General features: G+C 70.6%; 23 protein-coding genes. 12 read left to right on the forward strand and 11 right to left on the reverse strand.

Annotation, left to right across the window (positions count from 1 at the left end; genetic code table 11):
• Positions 1–174: 174 nt before the first annotated feature.
• Positions 175–666, reverse strand: a complete 492-nt coding sequence (locus ACFMQL_RS14065; protein ID WP_364061446.1) for a Pycsar system effector family protein — start codon at positions 664–666, stop codon at positions 175–177.
• Between the two features lie 240 nt (positions 667–906).
• On the opposite strand from ACFMQL_RS14065, the gene ACFMQL_RS14070 reads away from it, so the two are divergent.
• The 7 genes from ACFMQL_RS14070 to ACFMQL_RS14100 all read left to right on the forward strand — a co-directional run bounded on the left by ACFMQL_RS14070 (position 907) and on the right by ACFMQL_RS14100 (position 7,357).
• Positions 907–1,578, forward strand: a complete 672-nt coding sequence (locus ACFMQL_RS14070; RefSeq protein ID WP_364061449.1) for a Crp/Fnr family transcriptional regulator — start codon at positions 907–909, stop codon at positions 1,576–1,578.
• Positions 1,579–1,737: 159 nt separating this feature from the next.
• Positions 1,738–2,484, forward strand: a complete 747-nt coding sequence (locus ACFMQL_RS14075) for a hypothetical protein (RefSeq protein ID WP_378785860.1) — start codon at positions 1,738–1,740, stop codon at positions 2,482–2,484.
• A 2-nt stretch (positions 2,485–2,486) separates the two neighbouring features.
• Positions 2,487–4,046: a hypothetical protein gene (locus ACFMQL_RS14080; protein ID WP_378785861.1), complete on the forward strand. Its 1,560-nt coding sequence runs from the start codon at positions 2,487–2,489 to the stop codon at positions 4,044–4,046.
• Positions 4,043–4,711 (forward strand): hypothetical protein, encoded by a 669-nt coding sequence (locus ACFMQL_RS14085; RefSeq protein WP_378785862.1) that lies wholly within the window; start codon positions 4,043–4,045, stop codon positions 4,709–4,711. Before ACFMQL_RS14080 ends, ACFMQL_RS14085 begins: the two co-directional genes overlap by 4 nt.
• Positions 4,708–5,691 carry a hypothetical protein gene (locus ACFMQL_RS14090; protein WP_364061458.1) on the forward strand — a complete coding sequence of 328 codons (984 nt, stop codon included), beginning with the start codon at positions 4,708–4,710 and terminating at the stop codon, positions 5,689–5,691. Before ACFMQL_RS14085 ends, ACFMQL_RS14090 begins: the two co-directional genes overlap by 4 nt.
• Before the next feature lie 79 nt (positions 5,692–5,770).
• On the forward strand, positions 5,771–7,036 hold the full coding sequence (locus ACFMQL_RS14095) for a DUF4407 domain-containing protein (RefSeq protein ID WP_378785863.1): 1,266 nt from the start codon (positions 5,771–5,773) through the stop codon (positions 7,034–7,036).
• Positions 7,037–7,081: 45 nt separating this feature from the next.
• On the forward strand, positions 7,082–7,357 hold the full coding sequence (locus ACFMQL_RS14100) for a hypothetical protein (RefSeq protein WP_364061464.1): 276 nt from the start codon (positions 7,082–7,084) through the stop codon (positions 7,355–7,357).
• A 63-nt stretch (positions 7,358–7,420) separates the two neighbouring features.
• Here the strand turns inward: ACFMQL_RS14100 and ACFMQL_RS14105 are convergent, their stop codons facing one another.
• Positions 7,421–7,852, reverse strand: a complete 432-nt coding sequence (locus ACFMQL_RS14105; RefSeq protein ID WP_364061467.1) for a hypothetical protein — start codon at positions 7,850–7,852, stop codon at positions 7,421–7,423.
• A 197-nt stretch (positions 7,853–8,049) separates the two neighbouring features.
• Positions 8,050–8,481, reverse strand: a complete 432-nt coding sequence (locus ACFMQL_RS14110) for a hypothetical protein (RefSeq protein WP_364061470.1) — start codon at positions 8,479–8,481, stop codon at positions 8,050–8,052.
• Positions 8,482–8,696: 215 nt separating this feature from the next.
• Here ACFMQL_RS14110 and ACFMQL_RS14115 point away from each other — a divergent pair, with 215 nt between their 5' ends.
• Positions 8,697–9,251 (forward strand): hypothetical protein, encoded by a 555-nt coding sequence (locus tag ACFMQL_RS14115; RefSeq protein ID WP_378785864.1) that lies wholly within the window; start codon positions 8,697–8,699, stop codon positions 9,249–9,251.
• Positions 9,252–9,262: 11 nt separating this feature from the next.
• Here ACFMQL_RS14115 and ACFMQL_RS14120 read toward each other — a convergent pair whose 3' ends face one another.
• A complete protein-coding gene (locus tag ACFMQL_RS14120) occupies positions 9,263–9,904 on the reverse strand; it encodes a class I SAM-dependent methyltransferase (protein ID WP_364061476.1) in 642 nt (213 codons plus the stop codon).
• A 43-nt stretch (positions 9,905–9,947) separates the two neighbouring features.
• Positions 9,948–10,805 carry a prolipoprotein diacylglyceryl transferase gene (gene lgt, locus ACFMQL_RS14125; RefSeq protein ID WP_364061479.1) on the reverse strand — a complete coding sequence of 286 codons (858 nt, stop codon included), beginning with the start codon at positions 10,803–10,805 and terminating at the stop codon, positions 9,948–9,950.
• A gap of 234 nt (positions 10,806–11,039) precedes the next feature.
• Between lgt and ACFMQL_RS14130 the strand changes: the two genes are divergently transcribed.
• Both ACFMQL_RS14130 and ACFMQL_RS14135 read left to right on the forward strand, forming a co-directional pair.
• Positions 11,040–12,488 carry an MDR family MFS transporter gene (locus ACFMQL_RS14130; RefSeq protein WP_364061482.1) on the forward strand — a complete coding sequence of 483 codons (1,449 nt, stop codon included), beginning with the start codon at positions 11,040–11,042 and terminating at the stop codon, positions 12,486–12,488.
• A gap of 90 nt (positions 12,489–12,578) precedes the next feature.
• Positions 12,579–15,767 (forward strand): BTAD domain-containing putative transcriptional regulator, encoded by a 3,189-nt coding sequence (locus tag ACFMQL_RS14135; protein ID WP_364061485.1) that lies wholly within the window; start codon positions 12,579–12,581, stop codon positions 15,765–15,767.
• A 75-nt stretch (positions 15,768–15,842) separates the two neighbouring features.
• On the opposite strand, the gene ACFMQL_RS14140 is transcribed toward ACFMQL_RS14135, so the two are convergent.
• The 3 genes from ACFMQL_RS14140 to ACFMQL_RS14150 all read right to left on the reverse strand — a co-directional run bounded on the left by ACFMQL_RS14140 (position 15,843) and on the right by ACFMQL_RS14150 (position 19,251).
• Positions 15,843–16,874: a DUF5678 domain-containing protein gene (locus tag ACFMQL_RS14140; protein WP_364061488.1), complete on the reverse strand. Its 1,032-nt coding sequence runs from the start codon at positions 16,872–16,874 to the stop codon at positions 15,843–15,845.
• Positions 16,875–16,910: 36 nt separating this feature from the next.
• Positions 16,911–18,254, reverse strand: a complete 1,344-nt coding sequence (locus ACFMQL_RS14145; RefSeq protein ID WP_364061491.1) for an AMP-binding protein — start codon at positions 18,252–18,254, stop codon at positions 16,911–16,913.
• A gap of 391 nt (positions 18,255–18,645) precedes the next feature.
• Positions 18,646–19,251: a CGNR zinc finger domain-containing protein gene (locus tag ACFMQL_RS14150; protein WP_364063213.1), complete on the reverse strand. Its 606-nt coding sequence runs from the start codon at positions 19,249–19,251 to the stop codon at positions 18,646–18,648.
• 35 nt (positions 19,252–19,286) lie between these two features.
• Here ACFMQL_RS14150 and ACFMQL_RS14155 point away from each other — a divergent pair, with 35 nt between their 5' ends.
• Positions 19,287–20,153 (forward strand): hypothetical protein, encoded by an 867-nt coding sequence (locus ACFMQL_RS14155; protein ID WP_364061494.1) that lies wholly within the window; start codon positions 19,287–19,289, stop codon positions 20,151–20,153.
• Positions 20,154–20,320: 167 nt separating this feature from the next.
• Here the strand turns inward: ACFMQL_RS14155 and katG are convergent, their stop codons facing one another.
• Both katG and ACFMQL_RS14165 read right to left on the reverse strand, forming a co-directional pair.
• On the reverse strand, positions 20,321–22,549 hold the full coding sequence (katG, locus tag ACFMQL_RS14160) for a catalase/peroxidase HPI (RefSeq protein ID WP_364061497.1): 2,229 nt from the start codon (positions 22,547–22,549) through the stop codon (positions 20,321–20,323).
• A gap of 33 nt (positions 22,550–22,582) precedes the next feature.
• Positions 22,583–23,020, reverse strand: coding sequence for a Fur family transcriptional regulator (locus ACFMQL_RS14165; RefSeq protein WP_364061500.1), 438 nt, complete (start codon positions 23,018–23,020; stop codon positions 22,583–22,585).
• 264 nt (positions 23,021–23,284) lie between these two features.
• On the opposite strand from ACFMQL_RS14165, the gene ACFMQL_RS14170 reads away from it, so the two are divergent.
• Positions 23,285–23,731 carry a protein-tyrosine phosphatase family protein gene (locus ACFMQL_RS14170; RefSeq protein WP_378785865.1) on the forward strand — a complete coding sequence of 149 codons (447 nt, stop codon included), beginning with the start codon at positions 23,285–23,287 and terminating at the stop codon, positions 23,729–23,731.
• A 175-nt stretch (positions 23,732–23,906) separates the two neighbouring features.
• Here the strand turns inward: ACFMQL_RS14170 and ACFMQL_RS14175 are convergent, their stop codons facing one another.
• Positions 23,907–25,256 (reverse strand): hypothetical protein, encoded by a 1,350-nt coding sequence (locus ACFMQL_RS14175; RefSeq protein ID WP_378785866.1) that lies wholly within the window; start codon positions 25,254–25,256, stop codon positions 23,907–23,909.
• Between the last annotated feature and the right edge of the window lie 28 nt (positions 25,257–25,284).

Below are 25,284 nucleotides of genomic sequence, written 5' to 3' on the forward strand. Positions count from 1 at the left end.
GGAGGATGCGGGACCCTGAGCCGGCGGGAAGCCGGGAGGGTGCCGTCAGGCGAGGCGGAGGATGCGGGACGTCGCGGCGAGGGCGCTGTCGAGCGGCCCGGGATCCCGATGGATCTTCGCCCTGACGCTCGCCCCCACCCACATCTCGTACAGCGTCTGGGCGACCTCACGCGTTCACGTGCCTTGCACGACGGCGATGACGGCCGTGATCGTGAGAGCCGCCAGAGCCGCGAGCATGGCGATGATGCCCAGGCTGCTCCACCGGTATTTGCGCGAGGCCACTTGGGCGTTCGCCCACACCTGTTCGGCCACGGCCGTGGTGAGCGCGTCGGGATCTCGGATGAGGCCGCCCAGGTCGCCGGCGTACGCATCGGGCCGGTCGCGGTAGCGCTTGGCGATCTGGTGGTAGTAGAGGAGGCCGGCGGTCTTCACGTTCACGCGGCGGGGCAGGAGGCTGAGCCCGGCACAACAGGCGGCACCGATCACCAGCAGCGCGCAGATCGCGACAGCGATCGAGAACAGCGCGCTCGGCCGCACAGTGGTCCTGATCAGCGTGTAAACGAGACCGCCGATGACTCCTGAAGCGGCAAGAGTGAACCCCGCCTTGTTCTCCGCGTGCTTGACCAGATCGACGACGAGCGAGAGGGCCCTCCACGCGTCCTCCACTCCCGCACGCGACCGGTCCGGTTGAGGGGCGGGCACCGGTGCCTGTCGCGCGGTGCGCATCTTGCTCAGGAACATCTCACCGGCCCTTCGAACGACACTGATCGGCTCCGACGATTACGGAGATCGCCGAGAGCCGTGGTGATACCTCTTCACTGAGACGGCGGTGTCTGAATTCCGTATCATCACGAATACCGCTTACATGCGAAGGTGATGGTCATGCCGTGGCCCAGGGGCACGTTTATGGCAGGGCTCGACCAGCAGACTCAGGCGGAGATTCTCGCGCTGGGCGAGCCGCAGCACTTCGATGCGGGTGATGTCCTCCTTCGCCAGGGTGATCCGCGCGTGGATCACGTCTATCTGCTGCGCTCGACGCGAGCGGGAATGTGCGCGTGCGCGAAAGTGACGGCGAACCGGGGAACGGGCGTCGAAACGCTCCTCGGTATCCGGGTCAGCGGCGATCTCATCGGGGAGATGGGCGTGCTGCGCGGCACGGAGCGCTCGGCCACGGTGACGTCCTGCACGCCGACTCTGGCTTTCCGCATCACCGCGAAGTCCTTCACGAATTACCTCAAGCAGCGGCCCCAGGTCGCCACGGCCATCGCCGCCATGCTCGCCAACCGGCTCGACTGGGCGAATCAGCGGCGGCTCGATTTCGCCGCCTTCGACATCCCCGTACGGCTCGCGCGCATCATCGGGGAGCTCGCCCGGCGTCACGGGGTGGAGACTCCGGCGGGGATCGAGCTCGGCGTCAATCTGTCCCAGCAGGAGTTGGGGCGGCTCATCGGGGCGCGGGACGCCGCCGTGAGCAAGGCCATGCGATTCCTCAAGGAAACCGGCGTGCTGCGTACGGGTTACCGCCAGTACGTCATCACGGACCCGGCCCGGCTCCACGACCTGGAACGCGCAAGCTGACCGGGCCGGCATTGGCGGCGTTTAGAGCAGAACGTCACATACGCCCCATCTGTCGGAATCGCGGGTGTATTGTGCCGCCGGATTCTTCCCATTAATAGGTAGTCTGCGCGCGCTTAAGCGCTCATACTGATACCCGCGTCAGAGGCAGAGAGGCGGTCTATGGTCGTGGAAAGCACAACTTTCGGGCGTGCTCTCGTGGTTTCGAGCGACCTCAAAGGCTATGGGCGCGGCAATGACAAGCGTCATGAGACCATGCAGGCGGAGTTCGTCCGGATCCAGCAGGCCGCCACGCAGGCGGCAGGTCTCAACCGGGACGCATGGGAGCGCCAGCCGGGTGGTGACGGCGAACTCGCGGTGCTGCCCGCGGGTGAACCTGAGATAAGTGTCATCGACCAGTACGTCAGAGAGCTGGGCAAGCAGCTTCGTGACTATAACGCGGACCTTCCATTGGAGGAGCGGCTGCGGCTGAGGGTGGCGATGGCCTTCGGCACGGCCTATCCCGCCGCCAATGGCTATGCCGGCCAGGCGGTCGTGGAGGCCAGCCGGCTCCTGTCGTGCCGGCCGCTGAAACTCCTGCTGGACAGGAGGCCAGAGGTGGATCTGGCCCTCATACTCTCGCAGCGGGTCTTCGACGAGACGGTGCGGCAAGGGCACACCTCGTACTCGGTCTCGGAGTTTCGGGAAGTGCAGGTCCAGGAGAAGGAGTACGTTTCATCGGCCTGGATCCGCGTGGCCGGTATTGACGTCTCCGACTTGAGCTCGCTTTTCGCGGAAACGGAACCCGAACCGAGCGGGCCGTCGCCGCGCCACGTCGTCGGAGCGATGACCCAGAAAGCCGAAGTCATCACCAATCTCTACGGCGCCGTCGACGCGCGCAACGCTGTTTTCGGCGTGAGCGGGAAGTGACGATGGCGGAAGCATCACCGGCAAAGGAGCCGGCCGATCCCAAGACGCCTGAGGATGGCTCTGCATCCGAGGAGGGGAAGGCGTCGAAGGGGAAGGAGACCGCCGAGCAAAAGGGCGAGCAGAAGGCCGAGGAGAAGAGCGAAGAGAAAGACGAGAAGAAGGACGAGAAGAAGGACGACGAGAAGGGCGAGCAAAAGCCCGAGCAGCAGGACAGGAAGGAAGAAGCCGCCTTCGACGAGGGCGCACTCGGTCAGAGCGCCACCGTCATCAACAACTTCTTCGACGCGGTGGACGCCTCGCAGTCCGTCTTCGGCGTCGCCTCCCGGCGCTCCACGCGTACGATGACGGGCACACTCGGCCCCGCCGACATCGAGCGGGCACTCGACTCTTTCGTGCCTCCCCCTTGCTTCGAAGACGCTCTGGCGAAGTTATGCGAGCATCGCGTGCTCGTGCTCGTCAGCCGTGAGGACACCGGCAAATGGACCAGCGCGGTCGCGCTCCTGAACCGGGTCAAGCGGCCGGACACGAAGATCATCGTGCTGTCACCCGCTCGCGCCCTCGACGACCTGGCGAGCAAGACCGCCTATCGGAACGGCTGGGGCTACGTCATCCAGGGATGGACGCCGGACGACATCGCGCCGGCCCTGCAGCACTTCGAGTTCGAGACGCTCGCTCGCACGCTTGAAGAGGCCGACGCCCACCTGGTGCTCACCGTCCACCGTGACCCGGCGACCGCCGCGCCGGGGCCCTTCCACATGCGCTGGCAGATACCGGAGCCTCTCGCGCTGTTCGACGCCCACCTCGGCGGCATGGTCCTCACCGACGAGCTCGCCGAGGTGCGCGCCCACGCGGCGGAGCTTCGTTCACCCGGCCAGATCGCCGGTCTCGCACGTCAGATCGCCGTAGGCGGGCGATCCCCGGCCGACGTGCTCGCGGAGATCTCCGACAGCGAGGTGACCAAGTGGTTCGAGAGGCAGCCCAAGCGGTCCGAGGTCCTCGTGGTCGCCGCCCTCGCCTTCGCCTACAACCTCCCCGAGCGGATCTTCGAACGCCTGCTGGTCGACTTCGAGCGCATAGCGGAGGACGTCAAGCTGCGCGGCAGGGAACCGGGCGCGCAGAACGATGACGACACCCTGCCGCAGCATCGAGCGCAGTGGAGCGGTGACCACCCGCTGATCACCGTCGACAGCTCGTCGGACCTGCTCGCGGGAGAGCGCAGGATCGTCTTCCGCGCGGCCCGCCATCGTGAGCAGGTCATCACCGAGCTGATGCTGCTCTACAGCTACGACCTGTGGGAGCCGCTGCGGCTGTGGATCCGTGCCCTGGCCGACGACCTGCCGGAGGTACAGGCTCAGGTCGCGGAAGGGCTGTCGCTGCTGGCCGCCGTCAACCCCCAAGAGGTGCGCGAGTCGTTCCTCGAACCGTGGGCCGCGGGCCCGGCGTCGGAGCAGATCATGGCCACGCTGCTGCTGTCGATGATGTGCGCGAATGACACGCTGGCCCCGATAGCCCTCAGAACGGTCTTAGGGTGGGCCGTCGACGCCGCCAGCGCCGTGCCATGACCGCGGCGCTGGCCTTCGCCGGCGGCCTGTCCATCCGCTACCCGGCCGACAGCATCGACTGGCTGTGGTTCCTGTCCTTGCGCGCGATCGACATCCGCGTGGTGGCGATACGTGCGCTCGTCCTGCTGATCCAAGGCGCCGCCGAACGCGAGGAAGGGGCGTCACAGGCACTACGGCTCCTCACCAAGCACATCGAGCTCGAGCTGCACGGCCCCATCGACCCCGGCTACGCCCGCAAGGCCCTCGCCGTGGCTCTGGAGGTCCTCAACGCCGTCCGGCTCGATACCGAGGACGATCCTCTGGCGGCCTGGCTGCTGCTGAACGAGCCCGACAGTGCCCGGCCCCTGGGCACTCTCTGGGCGTGGGCCCTGCGCAGCGGCCACTACCGGAGGGACGCGATACAGGCCCTCTACCGCACCTTGCGGGCCCTCTGCGGCAAGGACGGAGCGCGCGCCGCCGCCATGGCCTTGGGGAAGGTCGTGTGGTCGTCGCTGCCGCCCAACACGGTTCCCCTGGTCAAGCGCGCGATCGAGCGCGCGGGCAACACGTTGCGGGAAGGCCGCGAAGACGCCGGCAGGACGCGGGAACTCGTTCTGGCGGTGCTCGCGGCGAGCGCTGGAGGAGGGCTTTCGAGCAGCACACGAACAAGAGGAGTCATGCCGTGAGCACCTCATATCCGATCATCGAGGAACAGGACCTGCCCCCGTCGCAGCGACGTTTCGGGATCTTCGCCCGCCGCGATCCCGCCCAGCTGCCCCAGCCGCGTGCCGGAACGGTCCTGGTCTTCGAAGTTCACGGCGGCCATCACGCGTTCGCGGAGCGCGGGCACCCAAGAGGGACCGAGGAGGCGGTCGTCGAGGCGCGCTCCGTCGCCGTCGTGGACGTGCGGGCCCGCCACGTGTCCGCCGAGGTCGAGCTGCCTTCACGCGACCTCGGCTACAAGTTCACCGTGCGGGCGAACTTCAGATGCCGGGTGACCAACCCGGAGACGGTCGTCGCCGATCACGTGAAGGACGTCGCCGAGATCCTGGCCGGGCATCTCCGCAAAGACTCGACCTTGATGCAGCTCGGAGCGACCCGCCCGATCGAGGACGTCAACGCCCTCGCTCCCGACGTCGTCTCCAGGGTGCAGGCCTTCTTGGAGTTCCATCCGCCGGTGATCGACGGCATGGAGATCGCGCTTGAGAACGTCGAGCTGCTCATGCCGGACGACGTCGCCGTACACGGAAGAGGGCTCAAGCGGATCCAGTGGGGCGGCGAGAGCGCGGAGCTGCGCGCGGCGATCGAGAACCGGGACGTCGAGCGCATCGAGAGCATTCTCCAGCGCGGGGTCGAGGCGGCGACCGCCCTCGGCATCAGCCGGGAGCAGATCATGATGAACGATGTCGTCCAGGCCAGCCGCGCGCTTCACGAGGAACGGCTGCAGCGGCTGCAGAAGGTGCTCGACAGTCTGCCCGAAGGATCGCTGGACTTCCTCCCCATCGACTCCCAGCAGCTGCTCAGCAAGGTGATGAAGGCGATGGCCGGTTTCGAGCCCTTCGACGAGGTGCCGGGGTCAGAGGAACGGCCTGCCCTACCCGACGGGCGCGATCGGGGTGAGACCGACGGTCCACGGTCCATAGGGCTGGAGGATCTGGATGACTGAGTCCGCACAGCATACAGGGCCGTCGCACGTCGGTCGGCGGTCTTGGCTGCGCAAGGTCGATGTGGGCCGGCGCCTGCGGGTGCTCGCCGGCGTCGACGAGGCCCTGCTGGCGCGCGTGCCGCTGGAACGCACCCGCTACACGGGGGTTGGCGGCGTCATTCTGGGCACCGCGGTGATGGCCGGGCTTTCGATGTGGTTCGCGCTGAGCCAGGTGCTCGGAGGTTCCCATCTGCTGCTGGCCGTCCCGGTCCTGATCTGGGCCCTCATTGTGCTCAATCTCGACCGGTGGCTGGTCTCCACCGTCACGGGCATGTGGCAGCGCCGCCTCCTCACGCTCATCCCGCGGCTGCTCGTCGCCGTGGTCCTGGGAGTCGTCATCGCGGAACCGCTGGTGCTGAGGGTGTTCGAGACAGCGGTGGTCCAGCACGTCAAAGACCAGCGCGAGACGCTCAGGAACGTACGCAGAGCCTGGTGGGTGGAGTGCAATCCCCTGCCTCCCGCCACCCCGAAGCGGCAGGACTGCCAGGGGAGCAGCCTCATGGCTTCGACACCGGTGGCGGACCTCACCGCTCTGGCCGATCTGCAAAAAGACGCCGAGAAGCTGCGGAAACGCATCGACACGGCCAACCGCCGCCATGCCAAGCTCGTGGACCAGGCGAGTGACGAGTGCGCCGGCAGGTCGGGCCCGGGGCTGAGCGGAAGAGTGGGCGAAGGGCCCCGGTGCCGCCGCCTGAAGGAGGAGGCCCGGCGCTATCTGGCGAACAGCCGTCTCAAGGAGAACACCGCCGAACTGCGGCAACTGGAAGCGCGGATCGACAAGCTGCGCGAGCCTCTTCCGGTCAAGGGGGAGGCGTACCAGAAGGCCCTCGACGCGGAGATCCAGCGGAGACTCGCCGAGATGCCGTCGCCGGACGACCCCGTCGGTCTGCTCGAACGCCTCAAAGCACTGCACGAACTGACGCGGGACAACACCTACCTCGGGGCGGCGAGCTGGCTTCTCCGGCTGTTCCTGATCCTGATCGACTGCCTGCCCGTGCTCGTCAAGCTCATGGGCGGGACGACGACGTACGACCGCATGGTCGGCGAAGAGAATCGCCGCAGGGAAGAGGTCCACGCACACCAGGTGCGGCTCGCGGCGGAGGCCGAGATCGGCCGGCTCGAACTGAGCGCGTACATGACCGCTGAGGAACGTCGCAGGGCCCGGCAGCAGATCGATGTGGAGCGGAAGGCGACCGACCTGGCCGCACGCAGCAAGATCGAGGAGATGATTAGCAACCGGACGCGTGAGCTGCGCAGGACGATGCTGAACGACGGGCGCAACGGCGCCAACCACCAGTTCAGCTGACCCCACGGCGGGCGCGGGCGCGCTGACGTCTCTTAGTCTGCGGCCATGGCGTTCAGTGAGGAGGAGTACGTCGCGTGCCTGGAGGGTGAGCGGCGCCGGTACGCCTGGGTGATGCGGAGGTACGGCGGGCTCGGTGAGGCCGAGGCGGAGGCGGCGGCCCGGGAGTTCTACGCGTACGAGCCGGCCGGCGAGCCGTACCGCGGCCTGGTCTTCCACGACGAGGCGTGGCACTGGGCGATGCTCGGGATCTACGGCGAGCGCTACTGGGTCGCCCATCCCGAGCTCGCCGACCCGCCGCCCGAGTACCGTGCTCTCGGATGAGAGCCGCGGCGGCCGCATCTCGTTCGGCGGGATGCGGCCTGTTCGCCGTCGCGCTCTGCCGGGTCAGTCCCGGACGGTCCTCTGGTGCCAGGTGTAGTAGAGGAAGGTGCTGTCGGGCCCGGTCATCGTGCCGTCGATCCGCCACCAGCTGTTGGGTGGCATCGTGTAGCTGAACGCCTTGTCACCGGGCCGGTCGTCTTCGAAGACGACCTTCTCGTCGTCGGTCAGGTCCTTCACGCGGATGGTGAACGTCTCGCCGTCCGGGATGTCGAGGCAGACCTCGTACGTGGTCTTCTCCGGCCCGTTCGCATTCCAGGCCGCGTTGTTGACCCCGTACCGTTCCACGTTGGTGGGCACGTACAGCTCATGAACCTGGTCCCACGGGCCGCTCGCGGCGCAGTCGATCGACGACGTGGCCGCCGAGGCGGGGCCGCCTGCGACGAGTGCGGTGCCGAGGACGCCGGCGGCGGCCAGCCCGGAATAGATGCGCTTCATGCCACTCTCCATCAGTGTCCCCAACCGTGATGGTTGAACGCTCAACTGATTGAGCGCGATCTTCACCTTCAATGCAAGATCGGAAAAAGTCCGGAGTCAGGTGGTCCGGTGCGGAGGCGAGGTCGCCACGGACGTCCCCCGAGTGGCGACAGGCCGCATCCCTGCGGGCGGGATGCGGCCTCAGTGGCCCGGTCGCGTCAGGACAAGGTCCGCTTCTCGTACCAGGTGTAGTAGAGGTATGTGCTGGCCGGCCCGGTCAGCGTGCCGTAGACCTGCCAGAAGCTGTCGGGTGGCAGCGTGTACGTGAAGATCTTGTCGCCCGGCCGGTCGTCGGTGAACGTGCTCCAGGCGCCGTTGTTGTAGATGCGCACCTCGATGGCGAACTTCGAGGCTTCGTCGGGGATGTCGAGGCAGATCTCGTACGTGTACGTGTAGGGGCCGCCGATGTTGTAGCTGCGGCCGTCGATCGCGGGCCGCTCGACGTTGGTGGGGACGTAGCTGTTGCGGACCCACGTGTAGTCGTCACGTGCGGCGCAGTCGACGTCGGAGGTGGCCGCGGATGCGGGGGCGGTGCCTAACAGCGTGGCGCCGAGGACGCCGGCGACGAGAGCGGAGACGGTGCGCTTCATGCCTCTCCTTGTCCAGTCTCTTCAACCGGGATAGTTGAAGTCTCAAGAGATTCTGGCGCGCGTGCCCGCTCTTGTTCAAGGCTCGGCAGCGACGTACGCGTGCGCGACGTGGGGGGTTGTCACGGTTTCGCCCATCCGGCGGACGGTACAGGGGAGCACCGACACTCCCCGATATTCGGGTGAGGCGCGGACAAGGCGGTGGATAGCGTTCCGGTATGCGGCGATGCGGGGAGTGCGGGTGGTGGGAGCCGGCGGGGGCGCCGGACTGCCGGCGGTGCGCGGGCATCGTGGACGAGATCGTCGAGTCCGGGTGGCGGGCGTTCGTCGCGAGCGAGTTCGGGGCGCTGAACGGCCAGGAGGAGCGGGACGTCGCCGCGATGGTGGTCGACGAGCCCAACAAGCACCTGTGGCGGGTGGTGGACGCCGCCTACGACCGGCTCACCTGCGAGGAGTGCGGCGGCAGGCTGAGCAGGGGGCCCGCCGGGTGCGGCACGTGCGATCGGGCCAACGGGTTCCGGTACGTCGCCATCGAGATCGACCGGCCCGGCGTCCCACCGGGCAACGAGCACGCGATACGGGTCAACGTGTCGGTGGTGCGCAGGCCGTACGGGCTTTCATCGAACGAGCTGGTCGCGCGGCGGCTCCTGCTGCCCTACCTCCTCGGCGGGCGGCTGCCGACGACCGCGCAGGCCCAGGCCGTCAAGGCGCTGCTCAACAGGGGCGGCACGGCCGATGACCTGGCCGAGCAGCTCGATCTGGCCTGGGGGTGACGGTCCTGCGTCTACACCGCGCGCATCAGCAGGTGGCCGCGGCGGAAGCGTTCGTCCTCCAGGGGCTCGCGCAGCATGCGTCCCACCTCGGTGAAGCCCTCCTTGCCGACCAGGCCGGCCAGCTCGTCGATCGGCCAGCGGTAGGCGGGGGCGACCTTGTGGTCGAATTCCGTCACCGGTCCGCCCTCGGACTCGAAGAACCCGAGCAGGAGGTGGCCGCCGGGGGCCAGCACGCGGCGGAACTCGGTGAGGTACGGCGGCAGCTCCGCAGGCGGGGTGTGGATGACGGAGTACCAGGACAGCACGCCGCCCAGCGCGCCGTCCGGCACGTCGAGCGCGCCCATCGAGCCCAGCTCGAAGCGCAGATCGGGGTGGTCCCTGCGGGCGATCTCGATGAACGCGGGCGAGAGGTCCACGCCGAACGCGTCCAGGCCGAGGTCACGAAGGTGCGCGGTCATGTGGCCGGGTCCGCAGCCGGCCTCGACGACGCGGCGCAGGCCCGAGGCCCGTACGAGCTCCGCGAACGCCCCCACGATCGCCCGGTCCAGCGGCAGGGCGTCGAGGGAGTCCCTGATGAGGTCGGTGTAGAGGTCGGCTACGGCGTCATAAGCGTCCGCCGTGGCGGTCAGATAAGAGGGGGACGGTCCGGCCATGGCGGACGACTGTAGCCCATCCACCCGGCCATCGGCGCAGCGGTCACTCGGCCGGGGCGGGGGCCTTACCCGCCGGTACGACGACCTCCGGCGCGTCCTTGCGCCGCGTCACCCAGACGTACACGATCGCCCCGGCGAACAGCACGAGCGACGTCCACTGGTTGATCCTGAGATCCAGGAACGTCACCGCGTGATCGACCCCGCCCACCGGGTCGATCCGTAGTCCTTCGATCCAGAAGCGGCCGAACGTGTATCCGGCGACGTAAACGGCGAACAACCTCCCGTGATGGAGCTCGAAGCGCCGCCCCGCCCACAGCAGGGCGAGGCCGAGCGCCAGGTCCCACAGCGACTCGTACAGGAAGGTCGGATGGTAGAGGACGCCGGGCTCGCCGCCGTGCGCCTGGTCGATCTCCAGCCCCCACGGGAGCGTCGTGGGGCTGCCGTACAGCTCCTGGTTGAACCAGTTGCCCCAGCGGGCGATGGCCTGGCCGACGGCGAGGCCCGGCGCGATCGTGTCGGCGACGGCGCCCAGGGACAGGCCGCGGCGGCGGCAGGCGAGCCACACCCCGACGCCACCCAGCGCGACCGCGCCCCAGATGCTCATCCCGCCCTCCCAGATGAACAGCACCTGGTAGGGCTCCTTGGTGGCGCGCGGGCCGAAGTAGAGCTGCCAGTCGGTGATGACGTGGTAGAGGCGGGCACCGATCAGGCCGAAGACGACGGCGGGGACGGCGATGTCGGTGATCGTGTCCGGCCGGCCGCCTCGGGCGCGCCAGCGGCGTTCGCTGATCCAGGCGCCCACGACGATCCCCGCGATGAAGCAGAGCGCGTAGGCCCGGATCGGGATGAATCCGAGATGCCAGACACCCTGGGAGGGGCTGGGAATCGCGGCGAGAGGCATGGAAGCGACGCTAACGGATGCGGAGCTCACCGCCCGGATTCGTGACGCGATTGTGGAATTTGTGCTGCCTGTTCGTCGCTGTACGCCGGTGGAGAAGACCGGCGCCGCCGGCCGATGAGTTCCGTCGGTGGCGCCGGTCAGTATGTGCATGACGACGATGAGCGCTTGTGACGGCGCCGTCCCCCAGGCGAAGCCCCTGACCACCTTCTGACTGACGACCGGGATCGAGGCTCCGTGATCACTTCCCCGCAAGACCACCAGCAGGACGCGCCACCCCATACCGGGAAGGCCGAAAGGCGCACGCCGCCGGTGATCCGGCTGCTGGTGCTGGCCACATTCGTGGTCATACTCAACGAGACCATCATGATCAACGCGATCCCGCGTCTGATGACCGCGCTGAGCATCAGCGAGCAGACCGCGCAGTGGCTGTCGACCGCGTTCATGCTGACGATGGCGGCGGTCATTCCGATCACCGGGTGGTTCCTGCAGCGGGTGTCCACGCGGGCCGCCTATGCCACCGCGATGGGCCTGTTCCTGCTGGGCACCGCGCTGGCCGCCGTGGCGCCGGCCTTCGAGGTGCTGCTGGCCGCCCGCATCATCCAGGCGTCGGGCACGGCCGTGATGATGCCGCTGCTGATGACGACGTTGATGCATGTGGTGCCGGAGAGCAACAGGGGCCGGGTCATGGGCAGCGTCAGCCTGGCGATCTCGGTGGCGCCCGCCATGGGGCCGACGATCTCCGGGTTGATCCTCGGCTTCGGGTCGTGGCGGCTGCTGTTCGCGGTGGTGCTGCCGATCGCGGCGCTGGTCACCTGGCGCGGTCTCGCGCAGCTGCAGAACGTCGGGGAGCCGCGCTTCAGCACGATCGACTGGTTCAGCGTGGTGACGGCGGCGGCCGGGTTCGGCGGCCTGGTCTACGGGCTCAGCAGGTTCGAGAGCGGTGAGGTCGGGGTCGCCGCGGGCATCGTGGCGGCCGGGCTCGCCACCATCGCCGTGTTCGTGGTCCGCCAGCTCGTGCTGCAGCGGCGCGGGGTGCCGCTGGTCGATCTGCGCACGCTGCGGCACCGCACGTACACGATCGCGCTGATCATGATGTCGGTGGCCTTCATGGCGATGCTCGGCTCGATGGTGCTGCTGCCGCTCTACCTGCAGAACGTCCGGTCGTTCAGCCCGCTGGAGACCGGGCTGCTGGTCATGCCGGGCGGCCTGGCGATGGGGCTGCTGGGGCCGGCCGTGGGGCGGTTGTTCGACAAGTTCGGCGGTCGGGTGCTGGTGGTGCCGGGCGCGATCGGCATCATGCTCTCGCTCGCGGGCTTCACCCAGATCACGATGACGATGCCCTACTGGCAGCTTCTCGCGCTGCACGCGCTGCTGTCGATCAGTCTGGCGGCGACCTTCACCCCGGTCTTCACGCTCGGGCTCGGCGCGGTCCCGCCGTCGCTCTACTCCCACGGCAGCTCGATCCTCAGCACGCTGCAGCAGGTCGCGGCGGCCATCGGCACGGCGCTGGTGGTCACGGTGATGAGCGCGCGCAGCGCCGCACTGCGGGCGTCGGGCGTCACCGACCTGCTCGCCGACCTCGGCGGCATGCGCCTTGCGTTCACCATCGGCGCGGTGCTGTCGGTGGCCGTGGTCATCACCGCCGTGCTGCTTCCCTCCAGGGCGGCTCCCGTCAAGGAGTGAGCGCCTTGCGCGGTCGCGGTGGCCGGTGTACAACCTGTCACCATCGACGAGGAAAGGTCATCAGTGACCGCGTTCGGCATTCTCGGTGCGGTGCAGGCTCGTTCGGCGGACGGGCCGGTGCACGTCCCGGGGAAGCAGCGGTCGGTGCTGGGCGTGCTGCTGCTCTACCCCAACACGCCGATCTCGATCGAGCGGCTGATCGACTGCCTGTGGGAGGAGCCGCCCGCCTCGGCGGTGTCCAACATCCACAGTTACGTCACCCGCCTGCGCCGTACGGTGGCGCCCCGCCTCGTCACCCAGGATCACCACTACCTGCTCCCCCTCGACCGCACTGAACTCGACCTGCTCGTCTTCGAGGACACGCTGGCCGAGGCACGCCGCCGCGCCGACGCGGGCGACCTGGGGGCGGCGCACGAGGCGTACCGGTCGGCGCTGTCGCTCTGGCGCGGCAGGCCGGCCGAGGACGCGCAGCTCACCGGCGCCGTGCTGCCGCGCGTCGCCGACCTGGAGGAGCTGGCGCTGTCCGCCCGCTGCGACTGGACGGACCTCCGGTTACGCCTGGGCCTGCACGAGGAGCTGATCGGCGAGCTGCGGGCGCTCGCCCAGGCCAATTCGCTCAACGAGCGCGTCTGGCGGCAGCTCATCCTGGCGCTGCACAGGTCGGGCCGCCGGGCGGAGGCGCTGGAGATGTACGGCCGGGTACGCGCGGTGCTCTCGGCCGAGCTGGGCGTCGAACCCGGCCCCGAGCTGCGTGACCTGCACGCCGCGATCCTCGCGGGCGACGAGACGCTGACCCCGCCCGTACGCGCCGCCGCCCCCCGCATCGTCCCCCGCCAGCTCCCGCCCGCGCTGGGCCGCCTGGTGGGCAGGCGCGCGGAGCTGGAGCGGCTGGAAGCGGTGTCGGCCGCGAAGCTGATCCTGGTGGTCGGGGGTGCGGGCGTCGGCAAGACCACGCTGGCCGTGCACTGGGCGCACCAGGTCGCCGGCCGTTTCCCCGACGGCCAGCTCTTCCTGGACGCGCGCGGTTTCGACCAGGCGCCGCCGATGAGCGCGGCCGAGGCGCTGCCACGCCTGCTCCAGACGCTCGGCTGGCCCGCCAAGGACATCCCCGTGGAGCTTGAGGCCCAGATCGGCCTGTACCGGTCGATCCTGGCCGGGCAGCGAGTCCTCGTGGTGCTGGACAACGCCGGCGATCCCGACCTGATCAGGGCGCTGATACCGCCGGGCAGCGGCTCGCGGATGCTGGTCACCAGCCGCGACCGGCTGAGCGGCCTGGTGGCGCTGGAGTCGGCGGCGCCGGTCACGCTGGACGTGCTCGACCTCGACGAGGCGGTGGCACTGCTCGCCGAGACCGCCGGGCCGGAGCGGGTTCGAAGAGAGCCGGAGGCCGCCGCCCGCCTGGCCGAGCTGTGCGCACGCCTGCCGCTGGCGCTGCGGGTGGCCGCGGCGAAGGTGGCGGCGGGCCCGCACAGGACGCTCGCCGAGTACGTGGCCGAGCTGGGCGGCCATGACCTGCTCTCGAAGCTCGAAGTGGCCGGCGACCGGCGTACGGCGGTGCGCGGCGCGGTCGGCAGGTCCCACGAGACGCTCACCCCGCGGGCTCGGCGGCTGTTCCGGCTGGTCGGGCTGGTGCCGAACACCGGCATCACGGTCCCCGCCGCCGCCGCGCTGTCCGGCTACCCGACAGGGGAGGCGGCCGGGCTGCTCGACGACCTGGCGCGGGTCCACCTCATGAACGCGGGACCCGACCGCTACACCTGCCACGACCTGGTGGTGACGTACGCGGCGGAGCGGGCGGCGGCCGAGGACCCGCCCGACGAGCGCGAGAGCGCCGTCACCCGCTATTTCGACTTCTACCTGCGCTCGATCGTGGCCGCGGGCGAGCACGTGGACGTACGCGTCGTCGGTCCCGCGCCGGGCTGCCCCGAGACGGAGGCGACACCGCTCGCCTTCGGCGACCGGGCCGAGGCGGAGAGCTGGCTTGACCGGGAGTGGGACACCATCGCCGCGCTGATCGCCCGCGCGGCCGAGCACGGCCCGTACGCCATGGCCTGGCGGCTCGCCGACGCGCTGAGAGACGTGCTGCCCTGGCGGCGGCCGGTCGCCGAGTCCTTGCGCATCGCCGAGCTGGGGCTGAAGGCCGCCCGCGCCGAGCGCGACAGCCTGGGTCAGGGCGCGACGCTGATGTCCATCGGGTACGTGCGGTGGCGCATCGGCGACCTGGAGGCCGCCATCGACGCCTACCAGGAGGCGCTGCCGTTCCTGCGCCGCGCCCGCTGGCGGGCGGGCGAGTCGGCGGCGCTGCGGGCCGCCGGGGTGGCGCTCGCGCAGGTGGGGGAGCCAGAGCAGGCCGCCGACAGGTTCCGCCGTGCGCTGGCCATCGACAGGAGGCTGGGCAACCGGGCCGGCGAGACGACCAGCCTCGCCAACCTGGCCTCGCTCTCCCTCGACCTCGGCCGGCTGCGCGAGGCCGAGCGCCGCCATCAGGAGACCATCGTCGCGGCCGCCGAGATCGGCAAACGCCATCTCGAAGCCGTCATCCTGGTGAACCTCGGCGTGGTCAGGCGGGAGCTGGGACGGCTGGACGACGCCAGGGCCACGCTCGGCCAGGCGCTGTCGGCCGGGCGGGAGACCGGGTCGCCGTACGTGGAGGCCATGGCGCTGGAGTCGCTCGCCTGCGTGCACCTGGAAGCCGGCGGGAACGAGGAGGCGCTGCCGGTCCTGTCGGACGCGGCAGAGGCGGCGCGCAGCGCCGAGAGCCCCGAGATCGAGGTGCGGGCGCTCATCGGGCTGGCGCTCGCCCACCTGCGGCTCGGGAACGTCGCCGAGTCCGGCGAGCGGCTCGATGCCGCCGCGGCGATCGCGGAGCGGACCGGCCACCGGCCGATCCAGGTGGAGCTGCTGCTCGCCCGCTCTGAGCTGGCCCGCGCCCAGGGCGCGCCCGCCGACGCGCTGGCCTTCGCCGGTCAGGCCAGGCACCTGGCGGGCCGGGGGTACGGGCTGGCGCTGGGCAAGGCGTACGCCGCCGTCGCGGACGCGCAGCTCGACCTGGGCGAGCCGGCCGCCAGCGAGGGGAGCTGCGAGGAGGCGCTGCTGGTCTTCCGCAGGACCGGGCAGCGGCTCGCCCGCGCCAGAACGCTGATCACGCTCGGCCGCGCCCTGCACGCCACGGGACGCCGGGACGCGGCACGGTCGGCCTGGCGGCGCGCGCACGCCATCGCCGCCGAAGCCGGAGCTCCCGAGCGGGGTCAGGCCGCAGCCCTGCTCGCCGGGTCCTGATCACTCCCGCCCGGCGGCCGGGCTTGGTCACGCCTGCTCGGCGGCCGGGCTTGATCACGTCACGGTGGCGCTTGATCACACCTGCTTGACGAACGGTGCGCCCTCGTACCCGGCGCGGCGGGCGGCACGCAGCGCCGTGCCCGGGGTCGGGCCGTGACCGACCACGCTGTCGTCGCCGGCGACGGCCACCCAGGTGCCCGCGGGCATGCCGGTCGCGGACCGCGCGGCGCGCAGCGAGCCGGCCAGCCGCTCGACGCGGCCGGAGGTGTCCACTTCCGACGCCGGCAGGCCGAGCCACTCGTGCGTACGCCGCTCGGCCCCGCGAAGCCGCCGCCAGATCACGTACTGGACGAGGATCGCCGGGCCGAGCACGGTCAGGAACGCCATCCCCGAGCGCAGCACGCCGGTGACGAACCCGATCTCCACCAGCACGATCAGGCCGATGCCGACGGCCGCGCCGATCCAGCCGGCCGCCTTGCCGTACGCCTTCGTCGCCACCAGCGGCCACAGCGTGAGCATCAGGCAGTCGCCGAGGCCCGCCGCCACCGGCGCCGACCCGCCCGTCACCGCCAGCAGCGGCGCGAACGGCTGCCCCACCACCTGGGCGAGAAACCGGTCGGTCAGGTCGCCGAGCCCGGTCGCGAACAGGTCGTACACCGCGAGCACGGTGGCGAACGCCGCCACGTGGCCCGCCTTCATGCCGGTCTGCGCCCACAGGCTGCTCACCCCGATGACGGCGATCACGATGAGCAGCGCGTTCAGCACCAGCACCGCGCCGCCGGACCCGGCGGCGGCCGCGGCCACGTCGGCGGCGACGAGCAGCAGCGAGAGCAGCGTCGCCCACCGCCCGCCGGCCAGCGGCGCGAGCGTCATCTGGGCGCCGGCGAGTAACAGGAGCCCGAAGATGGCGGAGACCGCGGGACCCGGCAGCGAGAGGTACGCGACGGGCATGACGACCACCAGGCAGCTCATGATGAGCACGTCCGAGGCGGTCGAATGCCCGACCGGCGGCCGGGGCAGGGTGAAGCGCCGCACGTAGCCGAGGCCGCCCAGCACGATCCCGGCGATGAGAACGTCGAGCAGGGCGATGTTCTGGAAGGTGAGCATGATGAAGGAGGTCTCCGGCGGCTGGGAAAGCGGCGGCTAGGAAAGCGACGTCTCGAAGCTGTGCTCGTACAGGTCGGCGCGGACCCGGCAGGGCTTGGGCAGGTCGTCCGCGCCGTCCACGAGCAGGATCTTGGAGACCTGGAGCGAGCGGGCGGTCGCCAGCTCCTCGATCCGGCCCAGCGCGCCGGGCGGTGCCACCACGTGCAGGTCGGGCTTGACCGGGTCGCCGGTCAGCGCGTACCTGGTCGGCAGCGGGACCTCGCGCACCCGCTGCAGCACCTCCAGGACGTCGCGGGCGGTCGGTCCTCCGCCGTAGCCGGTGGCCCGCCCGAGCACCTGGGACGTCGCCGGGAGCAGGGCGAGCTCGCAGCCGTACGGCTCGTCGGGCAGGCGGCGCACCAGGTCGCCCGTGCGGTAGCGGATCAGCAGCGTCGTCTCGCGGTACGGCGCGTACGGGGTGGCCACCAGCTCGCCGATCTCGCCAGGGGCGACCGGGGTGTCCGCGTCCACGTCGAGGACCTCGAAGTGGGCCTGCTCGGCGGCCAGGTGCAGGTGCTGCTTGCTGCACACCATGCCGGTGGTGGGGACGAGCTCCGTCATGCCGTACACGTCGGACACCGGCACGTCGAACACCTCGCGTACGCGCTCGCGCATCGCGTCGGTGAGGATCTCCGCGCCGGTGAAGATCCGGCGCAGCCCGAAGTCCTTCTTCTGCCAGCCGTCCCGCTCGGCCCGCTGCACGAGCGCTCCCAGGTAGGAGGGGACGGTGTAGAGGTCGGTGACGTACGGGGCCTTGCGGGGCAGGTGCAGCGGCGTGGCCAGCCGGTCGAGCGCGATGCCGGGATCGACCAGCCCCTGCGCGATGAAGCCGGACCCCACCAGGTTCAGCGCCCGCTGCGCCGTGATCAGGCCCACGGTCGCGCGCGAGCTGATGCACGACAGGCCCACGTGGTGCTCGCGCATGTCGCCGACGATCAGGTACGAGATCGCCGACAGCACCGCCGCCAGCTCAAGCTCGTACCGCGAGAACCAGACGATGGTCGGGATGCCCGTGGTGCCGGTGGTCTGCGCCAGCAGGACCGGCTCGCTCTGCTCCGACACGAACGCGGGGCCGGCGCCCCGCAGGGCCGACTTGGGCGTGGACGCCACCTGCGTGATCTCGTCGAGTCCGACCCCGGCCGGGTCGATGCCGTGCTCCCTGAACCACAACCGGTAGTACGCGGTGTTCTCTGCGGCGCGCTTGACCGCCTGCCGCAGCCGGCGGTCCGCCATCGAACGCCGGATCTCCGGATCGTCGACACCGCCGCCCGGCGGCAACTCGCCCGCACCCTCACCCGGCTCGCCCAGCTCGGCCAGCATCAGGCGGAGGTCGGTCACCATCTTCCGTAGTGCGTCCACATCGAAGCGGCCACCGCGAAGGACGGTGGCGGCGTAACGAAGCTGTCGAGCGGCAGTGGCGAGCAATGGCACCTCGATTCATCGTGACGGCGCGATGGGGCCAGGCCCGCGAGGGACCGGCAGGCTCTGTCCGATCAGGTGGCGGGGATCTGGAACAGCGCGGTCGTCAAGGTGCTGACGGCGTACCTGGCGTAACGCAGGCCCATACGGATCACAGGTTCCTCCAATCGACGCTCGCCGCGGAGTTCCGCAGCGAGGCAGGTGATCGCCTCCCGGCTACGATCGCTCGGCACTCCACAAAAGCTCCACATGATCACCACATGGGCCTGTCAACCGTGAACGCCCTGCTCAGGGGCTGGGATGCGGGTGAGGGTCAGGCGCGGCGCCTGGCGCGGTAGGCGCTGGCCTTGGCGCGGTTCTGGCAGGACAGGTCGCAGAAGCGGCGCGAGGCGTTGCGGGTGGTGTCGAAGAAGACCAGCGTGCACTTGCCGGCCTGGCACGCGCCCAGCCTGGCGGCCTGGCCGACGCCGATCACCATGGCGAGCGCGGTGCCCATGTCGGCCGCCCAGGCGTCCACGGGGTCGGCGTCGGGGCGGTGGAAGGACAGGCCGAGCGGGTTCGCGGGGGAGCCGTGCAGGTTGGGTACGGCGTGGTGGCGTACAAGGAGGTCGTTGAGCCCGGCGGCGGCGTCGGCGAGGCCGTCGCCCGCGGCGAACACCGGCCGCAGCTCGGCGGCGATCTCGGCCAGCCGGTCGGCGTCCGCGGGGGTGAGCAGGTTCGCGGCCGGATGGACCGTGAGGTGCTGCTGAGCGGCGAGCACGGCGGCCAGCCGGTCGGCTCCCGACGCGGGCGGCGTGACGGCGCGGCCGTGCTGGAACGGCGTGGCCAGGGTGTTGATCAGCCGTACGGCGAGCTCGATCCTGCTCCCGACATAACCGTCTATTTCCGCTTGACCAGTGATTCGCCATGCTTCTACCATCACTGGCATACCTTATCTAGACAGTGAGGATTATTGTGGCCTTCGAGCAACTCGCCCGGCAGATGTGGCACCAGATCGAGCCGGTGCACGCCACGCTCTACTACAGCAAGGAGGCGTACGAGGAGGCCGCGGCGCTGGGCTACGCCGTCGAGCCGCGCTGGCCGAGCTACTTCGCCTGGCGCACGGCGCCCCTGGGCGCCGCCGGTCGCGGGCTGGTCGCCGCCGCGTACTACAGCTTCAGCCCGAAGATGATCGCCGAGTACGTGCCGGCGATCTGGGCGACGGCCGCCCCCGACCAGGTGCTCGAGGCCAGGCTGCGGGCGGTCGATCGGACGGTCCGCGCCCTCACCGGCGATGTCGCGGCGCTCGCGGAGGCGGCCGAGCTGGCGGTCAGGGCGGCGGAGAGCGCCGACGTGGCGCACCGGCCGCTGGCCGCGGCCAACCTGGCGCTGCCCTGGCCCGACGAGCCGCACCTGCGGCTGTGGCAGGCGTACACGGTGCTGCGCGAGCATCGCGGCGACGGGCACCTGACGGCGCTGCAGGCGGCGGGGCTCGACGGGTGCGAGGCGCTGGTGTCGTTCGCCGCCGTCGGGGCCGCGCCCGCCGCCACCTTCGACAGCCGGGGGTGGAGCGAGCAGGAATGGGCGGCGGCCCGCGAACGGCTGGCCGCCCGTGGGCTCGTCGACGCCGACGGCGTGGCCACCGACGAGGGGCGCGCCCTGCGCAACCGGGTCGAGCGCCACACCGACCAGCTCGCCGCCGGACCCTGGCGGGCGCTCGGCGAGGAACGCGCCGCACTGCTGGCCGAGCTGAACCTGCCGCTGCTCGGCGCGGTGTTCGAGTCGGGCATGCTGCCCTCGCAGACCACGCTGGGCATCGGCAAGATCGCCGTCGCGTACTGACCGGGCCGCGTCGGAGGTACGGACCGGAGAAAGAAAAGGGCCCGCCACCGCGAAGGCGCCGGGCCCGAAGCTTCGGCCCGCCATGTCAGCGGGCCGGGAAGAAACCCCTGTGACAGGGCCGGAGGTGGCCCGCCACTCCTTCAGCAGGTGGTGGCGGGCCGGGAGGATCAGGACAGGTCGAACCGGTCGAGGTTCATGACCTTGTCCCAGGCGGCCACGAAGTCCTTGACGAACTTCTCCTGGGCGTCGTCGCAGGCGTACACCTCGGCGAGCGCCCGCAGCTCCGAGTTGGAGCCGAAGACGAGGTCGGCGCGGGTGCCGGTCCACTTGAGCTCGCCGGTGGAGGCGTCGCGGCCCTCGAAGGTGGTGGAGTCTTCGGAGGTCGGCTTCCACGTGGTGTTCAGGTCGAGCAGGTTGACGAAGAAGTCGTTCGTCAGCGTGCCGGGCCTGGTGGTGAAGACGCCGTGCTGCGACTGCTGGTAGTTGGCGCCCAGCACGCGCAGACCGCCGACCAGGACGGTCATCTCGGGGGCGCTGAGGGTCAGCAGGTTGGCGCGGTCGATGAGCAGGTACTCGGCCGGGAGCCGGTTGCCCTTGCCCAGGTAGTTGCGGAAGCCGTCGGCCTTCGGCTCGAGGGCGGCGAAGGACTCGACGTCCGTCTGCTCCTGCGTGGCGTCCACGCGGCCGGGCGTGAACGGCACCTCGATCTCGAAGCCCGCGTCCTTGGCGGCCTTCTCGACGGCCGCGCAACCGGCCAGCACGATCAGGTCGGCCAGCGAGACCTGCTTGCCGCCGGTCTGCTCGCCGTTGAACGCCTTCTGGATGCCCTCAAGGGTGCCGAGCACGTTCGCGAGCCTGTCGGGGTCGTTGACCTCCCAGCCGGCCTGCGGCTGCAGGCGGATGCGGGCACCGTTGGCGCCGCCGCGCTTGTCGCTGCCGCGGAAGGACGAGGCCGATGCCCACGCGGTGGAGACCAGCTCGGAGACCGACAGGCCGGAGGCGAGGACGCGGCTCTTGAGCGTGGCGATGTCGTCGGCGTCGATCAGCTCGTAGGTGCGCTCGGGCAGCGGGTCCTGCCAGAGCAGCACCTCGCTCGGCACCTCGGGGCCGAGGTAGCGGGCCACCGGGCCCATGTCGCGGTGGGTCAGCTTGAACCACGCCCGCGCGAACGCGTCGGCGAACTCCTCGGGGTGGTCGAGCCAGCGCCGCGTGATCTGCTCGTAGATCGGGTCGTAGCGCAGCGACAGGTCCGTGGTGAGCATCGTCGGGTGGACGCGCTTGTTCGGGTCGTGGGCGTCCGGAACGGTGCCCTCGCCCGCGCCGTCCTTCGGCCGCCACTGCCAGGCGCCCGCCGGGCTCTTGTACAGCTCCCACTCGTACTTGTAGAGGGTCTCCAGGAAGCTGTTGTCCCACTTGGTCGGGGTCGGGGTCCAGATGCCCTCAAGGCCCGAGGTGATGGTGTCGGCGCCCTTACCGGTGCCGAAGCTGTTGCGCCAGCCGAGGCCCTGCTCCTCCAGGGGCGCGGACTCGGGGTCGGGGCCGACGTTCTCGGCCGGACCGGCGCCGTGGGTCTTGCCGAACGTGTGACCACCGGCGATCAGCGCGGCCGTCTCCTCGTCGTTCATCGCCATGCGGCGGAACGTCTCGCGGATGTCGCGGGCGGCGGCCAGCGGGTCGGGGTTGCCGTTCGGGCCCTCGGGGTTGACGTAGATGAGGCCCATCTGGACGGCGGCCAGCGGCTCCTCCAGCTCGCGGTCGCCGGTGTAGCGCTCGTCGCCGAGCCACGTGGTCTCGGGGCCCCAGTAGACGTCGTCCTCCGGCTCCCACACGTCCTCGCGGCCACCGGCGAAGCCGAAGGTCTTGAAGCCCATCGACTCCAGCGCGACGTTACCGGCGAGGATCAGCAGGTCGGCCCAGGAGAGCTTCCTGCCGTACTTCTTCTTGACCGGCCACAGCAGGCGGCGGGCCTTGTCGAGGTTGGCGTTGTCGGGCCAGCTGTTGAGCGGGGCGAAGCGCTGCTGGCCGGAGCCGGCGCCGCCGCGGCCGTCGCTGATGCGGTACGTGCCCGCGCTGTGCCAGGCCATCCGGATGATGAACGGCCCGTAGTGGCCGAAGTCGGCCGGCCACCAGTCCTGCGACGTGGTGAGCACCTCGGCGATGTCACGCTTGACCGCCGCGAGGTCGAGGGTCTTGAACTCCTCGGCGTAGTTGAAGTCCTCGCCCATGGGGTTGGCCACGGCGGGGTTCTTCGCCAGGATCTTCAGGTTGAGCCGGTCCGGCCACCACTGACGGTTACCGCCGCCCTGGGTGGGGTGGGGTGCGCGGTGGGCTACCGGGCAGCCACCTCCATCCTCCGGCTTCGGGTCCGTGACGATCGCGTCGTGGTTTTCAGACATGGGAATCCCTCCGGACTATCTGACGCAAGATGCTCATGAGCTGGTGGCTGTGGAACAGTCGGGGCACAGACCCCAGTAGATGACCTCGGCCTCGTCGATGGTGAAGCCGTGGTCGTCGGACGCGTGCAGGCAGGGCGCGTGTCCGACCGCGCAGTCCACGTCGGCGACGGCGCCGCAGACGCGGCACACGACGTGGTGGTGGTTGTCGCCGACCCGTCCCTCGTATCTCGCCGGGCTGCCCGCCGGTTCGATGCGGCGGACGAGTCCGGCGGCCGTGAGGGCGTTGAGCGCCTCGTAGACGGCTTGGAGCGAGATGTGGCCGACGCGCTCGCGCACCCCGGCGGCGATGGCTTCGACGTCGAGGTGGTCACCGTCGCGGACGGTCTCGAGCAGCGCGACCCGGGCGGCGGTCACCCGCAGCCCTACGCTGCGCAGCTCCTCGGCGCCGGTCGGCGTCCTGGGTGCGGTCATGGCGACTAACCTACTCACCTAAAGGCGAACGATACAAGTTTATGAACGATGCAATTTCAGTGTCGCTTCAAAGATAACTTGGGGTTCCGCTGGGTTTGCCCTGGTTCGGAGGCGGCCCCGTCGCGTGGTCACGGGGTAAGTGAGCCGAGGAGGGTGCGGGCGAACGCGACGACCGCCTGGCTCGCCGGCGAGTCCTGATCGCCCAGCGCTGAACGCCTGCCGTGTCGCCGTCGCGGCCGGCCGGACCGGGTTACGCTCGGCGGCGTGACGTGGGATCCCGACGCCCCGGGCGTGCTGCGCCTGCCTTCCGGGCGGCTGGTGCGCGGCCGTGGCCTGCGCCATCCGCTCCCGCCGGGCCCCGAGCCCGACTTCGGCCTCTACCTGCTCGGCAAGCAGCCGCCGCCCACCACGTGGGAGCAGCGGTGGGTGCGCTGGCCGGACTTCTGGCTGCCGTCCGATCGGCGTAAGGCCGCCGCCGACCTGCGGGAGGTGTGGGAGCGTGCCGCGTCGGAGCGGGTCGAGGTGGCCTGCGGCGGCGGACGCGGGCGCACCGGCACCGCACTCGCCTGCCTGGCCGTGATCGACGGCGTCCCCGCCGATCAGGCGGTCGCGTACGTGCGGGAGCACTACTCCCGCCACGCCGTCGAGACGCCCTGGCAGCGCCGCTACGTCGCCCGCTTCAGCGCCCAGCCGTCACCCGACCGCCCCTGAGCCCGCGCTCGCGGCCGACCGTCGACCCGACCCCGCAAGCCCGCGCTCGCGGCGAGCCGCCGTCACTCGACCGTCCGTAAGCTGTGCCCGATCGTGGCCGTGCCCGGTGCTCAGCCTGGCGAAGATGCGCAGGCGCAGCGGGTTGGCCGGCGCCGCCGGCATCGCGGCCAGGGCGTCACCGGTGGAGCCCGGCGCTGAGGAGGTCATGGCTCGCCGTCGCCTGCCGGCGGGCGAGGAACGGGGTCGGCGGCCCGAAGGCCAGCCCCACGGCCAGGCAGATCAGCGGGATGGCCGGGATCACGTACCGGACGTCGAAGGCGGCGAGGAACGGCGGCGAGGCGACGAGCGCGAGCGCGGCCAGCGCGGGCAGCAGCGCGTCCCAGCGCCGCCGCAGCGGCGCGGCGACCAGGGTGCCTGCCAGGACCAGCGTGAGCACAGGGAACGGCACGTACCCGAAGCGCTGGTAGGCGCGCAGCCAGCCGGCGTACGGCTCGACCACGCGGGTGGCGGCGGGCCCCATCTCGTACGACTCCGCGACGCCCCGTACCGACTCGCTGATGGGCCGCTCGGACGAGGGGAACTTGTACGGCGTCTTCTCGTCCACGGCCGTCCGCTCCCACCGGAAGAGCTGCCCGAGGTCGGTCAGCACGGCACCGAGGTATTCGCCCGGCTGGGCGAGGATGGCGGCGCGGGCGAACTCACCGGCGAGCCGGTTGCGGTTGGCCGTGCCCGGCACCTTCGGCAGCGGCGAGAAGTCCTCCCACAGCCAGTGGGGCGGGTAGGGCCGCTCCTCGACCGGCATGTCGGGGCAGAGCACCTTCAGCCGCTCGGGCGGCTTGATGACGTCGCAGTCGGCGAAGCTCATGGTGCGCGACCACAGGAAGTTCCCGTCGGCCTCGGTCAGCGCGAAGACGCCCTTCTCGGCCTTCATCCAGGTCGCGTACGCGCCCAGCGGGATCGCCCCGGCGACCAGCAGCGCCACCAGGGGGCGCCAGCCGTAGCGGCGGATGAGCAGGTAGGCGGCGGTGAGGATGAGCAGCGGCAGCCCGACGGTCCTGGTGATGCCGGCCAGGCCGAGCAGCATGCCGCCGGTGGCGGCGGTGGCCGGGGTGACCCGCCGGACGAGCAGCGCGACCGCGGCGGTGACGAGCACGATGAAGACCGCATCGGCCATGATCATGTGCTCGAGCAGGATCATGAACTCGTCGTAGAGCAGCGGGGTGACGAGCAGCGTGGCGCCCCAGCCGGGCAGGCCGCGGCGGCGCAGCAGGGCGTACAGGGCGACCGCGAGCCCCAGCACGAGCAGGTGCTGCAGGACCGTGACCAGCGTGAGGCTGTGGGCGGGGCGCAGCAGCGCGAGCAGCAGGGAGTAGCCGGAGGGCCGCGTCGTGCCGGGGGTCAGCTCCTCGCGCAGGAAGGCGAAGGAGTCGCCGTAGAAGAGGATGGCCGGAGGGAAGCCGAGCACGGCGAGCACGCGCAGCCCGATCGCCGGCAACATGGCGATGACCAGTGCGCGATGGGCCAAGACGAATCCGCTTCCTCGTGAGTCCCGG

The organism is Nonomuraea fastidiosa (assembly GCF_042751225.1).
Classification (GTDB): domain Bacteria; phylum Actinomycetota; class Actinomycetes; order Streptosporangiales; family Streptosporangiaceae; genus Nonomuraea; species Nonomuraea fastidiosa.